4 protein-coding genes are annotated in these 5,115 nt (G+C 68.2%); 3 read left to right on the plus strand and 1 reads right to left on the minus strand.

Annotated elements, in window-relative coordinates; all coding sequences use genetic code 11:
- Nucleotides 1-222 precede the first annotated feature (222 nt).
- Together zwf and H7290_RS19410 are read left to right on the plus strand one after the other, a co-directional pair.
- Nucleotides 223-1,641: a glucose-6-phosphate dehydrogenase gene (zwf, locus tag H7290_RS19405; protein ID WP_290515665.1), complete on the plus strand. Its 1,419-nt coding sequence runs from the start codon at nucleotides 223-225 to the stop codon at nucleotides 1,639-1,641.
- Nucleotides 1,634-3,484, plus strand: coding sequence for a glycoside hydrolase family 15 protein (locus H7290_RS19410; RefSeq protein WP_290515666.1), 1,851 nt, complete (start codon nucleotides 1,634-1,636; stop codon nucleotides 3,482-3,484). The genes zwf and H7290_RS19410 overlap by 8 nt, the downstream gene beginning before the upstream one ends.
- A gap of 68 nt (nucleotides 3,485-3,552) precedes the next feature.
- Here H7290_RS19410 and nhaA read toward each other — a convergent pair whose 3' ends face one another.
- Nucleotides 3,553-4,815 carry a Na+/H+ antiporter NhaA gene (gene nhaA, locus H7290_RS19415; RefSeq protein ID WP_290515667.1) on the minus strand — a complete coding sequence of 421 codons (1,263 nt, stop codon included), beginning with the start codon at nucleotides 4,813-4,815 and terminating at the stop codon, nucleotides 3,553-3,555.
- Nucleotides 4,816-4,871: 56 nt separating this feature from the next.
- Here nhaA and H7290_RS19420 point away from each other — a divergent pair.
- Nucleotides 4,872-5,115 (plus strand): VOC family protein (locus H7290_RS19420; protein WP_290515668.1); only part of this gene is annotated, 244 nt, incomplete at its 3' end.

The raw sequence follows: 5,115 nt of genomic DNA on the forward strand, positions 1-5,115 counted from the left end.
CGCTGGTGTTCGGTGCGGAGGATCAAGCCACTCCTGCGTCCCGCGGTGAGGAGATGCTCGCCGCCCGCGGAGGCAGGGGTCACCTGGAGGTGCTCCCCGGAGTCGGCCACCTCACGGCGCTGGAGGCACCGACCAGCGTCGCGGCCCACCTCCTCGCGCGCGTGGGCAGGCCCTGATGCGCGTCCGACTGGCGGCTGCGGCTCATTTCCCTAGGCTGGCATCGTGACCTCCACCCAAGAATCACCGGCACCCCAGGTCTTCGTCCTCTTCGGGGCGACGGGCGACCTGGCGAAGCGCAAGCTCTTCCCGGGCCTCTACAAGCTCGCCGCCGCCGGCCGTCTCCCGGAGGACTACGCCGTGATCGGCTCGGGCCGCCACTCACCGGGATCCGATGACGACTTCCGCGCCAAGATCCGCGAGGGACTCCAAGAGTTCGTCGACGACCTCGACGACTCGATCGCCGATGACCTGCTCGGACGTCTGTCGTTCGAGGTGTCGGACTCCGACGACGGCGCCGACCTGGCAGCAGCAGTGAAGAAGGCGTTCGAGGGCCTCGGTGACGGCGCCAAGAAGCTCGTCTACCTCTCCGTCCCGCCGTCGGCCATGGAGCCGATGATCGGGATGCTCGGACGCGAGGGCATTGCCGACGAGGATGCGCACATCGTCACCGAGAAACCCTTCGGTACCGACCTGAAGTCGGCCCGCAAGCTCGACGCGGCACTCAAGAAGGTCAGCTCGGAGGACCGCATCTTCCGCATCGACCACTTCCTCGGCAAGGAGGCAGTGCAGAACATCCTCGCCCTACGCTTCGCCAACGGGCTGATCGAGCCCGCATGGAACCGCGACCACCTGTGCTCGGTCCAGATCGACGTTCCGGAGGAGCTGACAGTCGAGGGGCGAGGCAGCTTCTACGAGGCGACGGGATGCTTCCGCGACATGATCTCGACCCACCTCTCACAGGTGCTCGGCTTCGTGGCGATGGAGCCGCCGGTGCATCTGGACGCGACATCGCTGCGCAACGAGAAGTCCAAGGTCTTCCAGGCGATGCGCCCCATCGACCCCAAGCGGGTGGTGTTCGGGCAGTACGAGGGTTATCGCGACGAGGACGATGTCGCCGACGACTCCGAGGTCGAGACATTCGTCGCACTCGAAGTGTTCGTCGACACCGAGCGCTGGCAGGGCGTGCCGTTCTACCTGCGCACGGGCAAGGCTCTCGGGGCCACCCGGCGCACCATCACCTTGACATTCAGGACGCCGCCGATGGGCCGCTTCGGCGACGATGACTACGGCCCCAACGAGCTCGTGCTCGAGCTCACAGACTCGCCCAAGATCGCTGTCGACCTCTACGCCAAGCGCCCCGGCCCAACCATGGAGCTGACGTCGACGACGATGCACCTCGACCTGGCCCAGGACGACTCTGAAGACGCGCCGCTCGAGGCCTACGAGCGACTGCTGCTCGACGTCATGCGGGGCGACCAGACGCTGTTCACCCGGTCGGACGAGGTCGACCGCCTGTGGCAGCTCTGCGAGCCTGTGCTCAAGGACCCGCCGCCCACGCAGCCGTACGCCGCGGGGTCGTGGGGGCCGGACGACGCCGTGGCGATGCCGGGCGAGCGCGGCTGGCGACTGCCTGATGCCTGACGCTGACCCCGACGCCTCTGCTGAGCCCGGTGCCGACCGGCCGTGGCCGTCGATTGCCGACCACGGTCTGATCGGTGACCTGCGCACGTCTGCTCTCGTCGGCACGGACGGCACGATCGACTGGTTCTGCTGCCCGCGGTTCGTCTCGCCGAGCGTGTTCGGCGCCCTGCTCGACCGTGAGGAGGGCGGCGCGTGGACCCTCTCGCCGGTAGGTGGGTCGACCCGTACCCAACAGTTCTACCTGCCCGACTCGGCCGTGCTCGCCACGCGCTTCCTCACCGATGCCGGCGTGGTCGAGGTGCACGACTTCATGCCCATCCTCGAGCCCGGCGACACCCAGCACCGCCAGCGACTCGTTCGTCGAGTCATGGCGGTGCGCGGAACGGCTCGGGTCCGGATGTCACTCGACGCCCGCCCCGACTACGGGCGGGAGCGGTGCACCGTCGAGCAGGTGGACCGCGGTCTCGTCCTCAGTGGTGACGGGGTTCGCATGGGCCTCAGCGCGACCATGGAGCTCGAGGCCGACGACGGTGTCGTCAACGCCGAGTTCAGCCTCTCGAGCGGCGAGGCGGCACTGTTCGTGCTGGAGGTGCTCGACCCGGAGGAGGAGTTCCGTGACGGCAGCACCGAGGACACCGAGGACCTGATCGACGCCACCACCGCGTTCTGGCGCACCTGGCTGTCGCAGTCGACCTACACGGGCCGGTGGCGCGAGATGGTCAATCGCTCGGCCATCACCCTCAAGCTCCTTACCCACGAGCCCAGCGGCGCACTCATCGCGGCGCCCACGACCAGCCTGCCCGAGGAGATCGGGGGTGGACGCAACTGGGACTACCGCTACGTCTGGATGCGTGACGCCGCCTTCAGCCTCTACGCCCTGCTGCGGCTCGGCTTCACGCAGGAGGCGAACTCCTTCGTGCGGTGGCTGTCAGAGCGGCTCGGTGAGGAGAGCGATGACAAGCACGGCCTCGGCCCGCTGCGGGTGCTCTATGACATCGACGGCAACACACCGACCGCAGAGTCTGAGCTCGATCATCTCAGCGGCTACCGCGACTCGTCGCCGGTGCGCGTCGGCAACGCTGCCGTCGACCAGCTGCAGCTCGACATCTACGGCGAGATCATCGACTCGATCTACCTGTTCAACAAGTACGGGCCCGGCATCACCAGCGATGCGTGGGCCGACCTGACCCGCATGCTCGAGTGGCTGCTCGACAACTGGGATCGCGACGACGCAGGCATGTGGGAGATCCGCGACGGCCCGCGTCCCCACACGACGTCGCGGCTGATGTGCTGGGTCGCGTTCGAGCGGATGATCCGAGTGGCTCGCCAGCGCGGGCTGCCCGGCGACCTGACAGCGTGGTCGCGGGCCCGTGACGAGATCTATGCCCGACTCATGGAGAAGTCGTGGGACGACGACCTGCAGGCTTTCGTGCAGGAGGAGGGTGGCGAGGCGCTCGATGCGGGCGTGCTGCTGATGCCGATGGTCAAGTTCCTCTCGCCGGCTGACCCGAAGTTCTTGTCGACGCTCGAGGCGGTGGAGAAGCGACTCGTCGCCGACAGCCTGGTGTTCCGTTACGACCCGGGCCGTGTGTCCGACGGTCTCGACGGTGAGGAGGGCACCTTCTCACTGTGCTCGTTCTGGTACGTCGAGGCACTCACCAGGGCCGGACGGCTCGACGACGCTCAGCTCGCGCTCGAGAAGATGTTCACCTACGCCAACCACGTCGGGCTCTACGCCGAGCAGGTGAGCGCCACAGGAGACCAGCTCGGCAACTTCCCGCAGGCCTTCACCCACCTCGCCCTGATCAGCGCCGCCATCAACCTCGACCGGGCACTGGGTTGACGGTGCACTGGGTTGACGGTGCACTGGGTTGACGGTGCACTGGGTTGACGGTGCACTGGGCTGACGGGTCAGGTGTCGTAGACGTCGGGGACGCCGTCGCCGTCGGAGTCGAGTGCCTCGCGCTCGTGGATGATCCGGTAGGAGCGGTTGCGAGCCCGTAGCAGCACCGCCGCGGCGGCGGCAGAGATCAGTGACCCCACCAGGACGCCGGTCTTGACGTACTCGTCGGTCGCGGTGCCGATGCCGTACGCCAGCTCGCCGATCAACAGCGACACCGTGAATCCGACGCCCGCCAACATCGCCAGCCCCAGCACGTCAAGCCAGGCGAGGTCGTCGTCGAGCTCGGCCCTGGTGAAGGCCGCCACGAGCCACGTCGCACCGAAGACGCCGACAGTCTTGCCGAGGAAGAGGCCGCCGACGATGCCGAGCGTGATGGGCTCGGACATCGCGCGGGTCAGGCCGCTCCACCCGTCGACCTGCACACCGGCGGAGAAGAAGGCAAAGACCGGCACCGCGATGGCCGCGGACATCGGACGAAAACGGTGCTCGAAGTGCTCGGCAAGGCCGGGCCCGTCGCCGGGGGCTCGGCGGACGACGGGCACGACGAAGGCAAGAAGGACCCCCGCCACCGTCGCGTGGACGCCAGAGGCGTGCACCAGGCCCCACGTGAGGGCGGCGAGCGGCAGCAGGATCCACCACGACCGGACCCGCCGTTGCACCAGCACTGCGAAGACCGCCAGCGGCAGCAGCGCCAGCAGCAGGTAACCGGGGTGCAGGGTCTTGGTGTAGACCACGGCGATGATGATGATCGCGAGCAGGTCGTCCACGACGGCGAGCGTGAGCAGGAACGTCCGGAGCCCCGACGGCAGGTGGCTGCCGATGACCGCCAGCACCGCGAGGGCGAACGCGATGTCGGTGGCGGTGGGGATGGCCCAGCCCTCGAGCGAGCCGCCGAGGTTGACGAGCGTGAACACGAGCGCCGGCACCACCATGCCGCCCACCGCGGCCGCGACGGGGAGGGCCGCCCGGCTCGGCTCGCGGAGGTCTCCGGCGACGAACTCACGCTTGAGCTCGAGGCCGGCAACGAAGAAGAAGATGGCAAGCAGCCCGTCGGAAGCCCACTGACCGAACGTCAGGTGCAGATGGAGCGAGGCCGGGCCGAAGGCGGTGTCGCGCAGGGAGGCGTACCCGTCGCCGAGGTTGGCCGCCGTGATAGCCGCGACCGCTGCGATGAGCAGCAGAACCCCGCCGAGCGTCTCCTGGCGCAGGATCTCGGCGATTCGCGACGCCTCCGGCCAGGAGGCGCGCCTGAACAACCTTGACGGAGCCACCCGGCCAGCCTAACGGGTGTAAAGTAAATGAAGATTCAACCAATAAGGAGCGCATCATGCCTGTCACCCGCCTGAACCACGCCGTCCTGTACGTCCGGGATGTCGATGCCAGCGCAGCCTTCTACGAGCGCACGCTCGGATTCCGTCACGTGATGGGCGGCCCCGGCGCCGCGTTCCTGCAGGCTGGCGGCAGCAACAACGACCATGACCTCGGGCTCTTCCAGCTCGGGCCGCAGGCTGGGCCGTCGGGTGCCGGCGTCACGACGGTGGGGCTCTACCACCTGGCGTGGGAGGTCGACA

It is taken from the genome of Aeromicrobium sp. (genome assembly GCF_014378035.1).
In the GTDB taxonomy this organism is placed as follows: domain Bacteria; phylum Actinomycetota; class Actinomycetes; order Propionibacteriales; family Nocardioidaceae; genus Aeromicrobium.

Bases quoted from the DNA above. Each gene is read 5' to 3' on its own strand.
- H7290_RS19410 (WP_290515666.1), top strand. From the start codon at position 1,634: ATGCCTGACGCTGACCCCGACGCCTCTGCTGAGCCCGGTGCCGACCGG.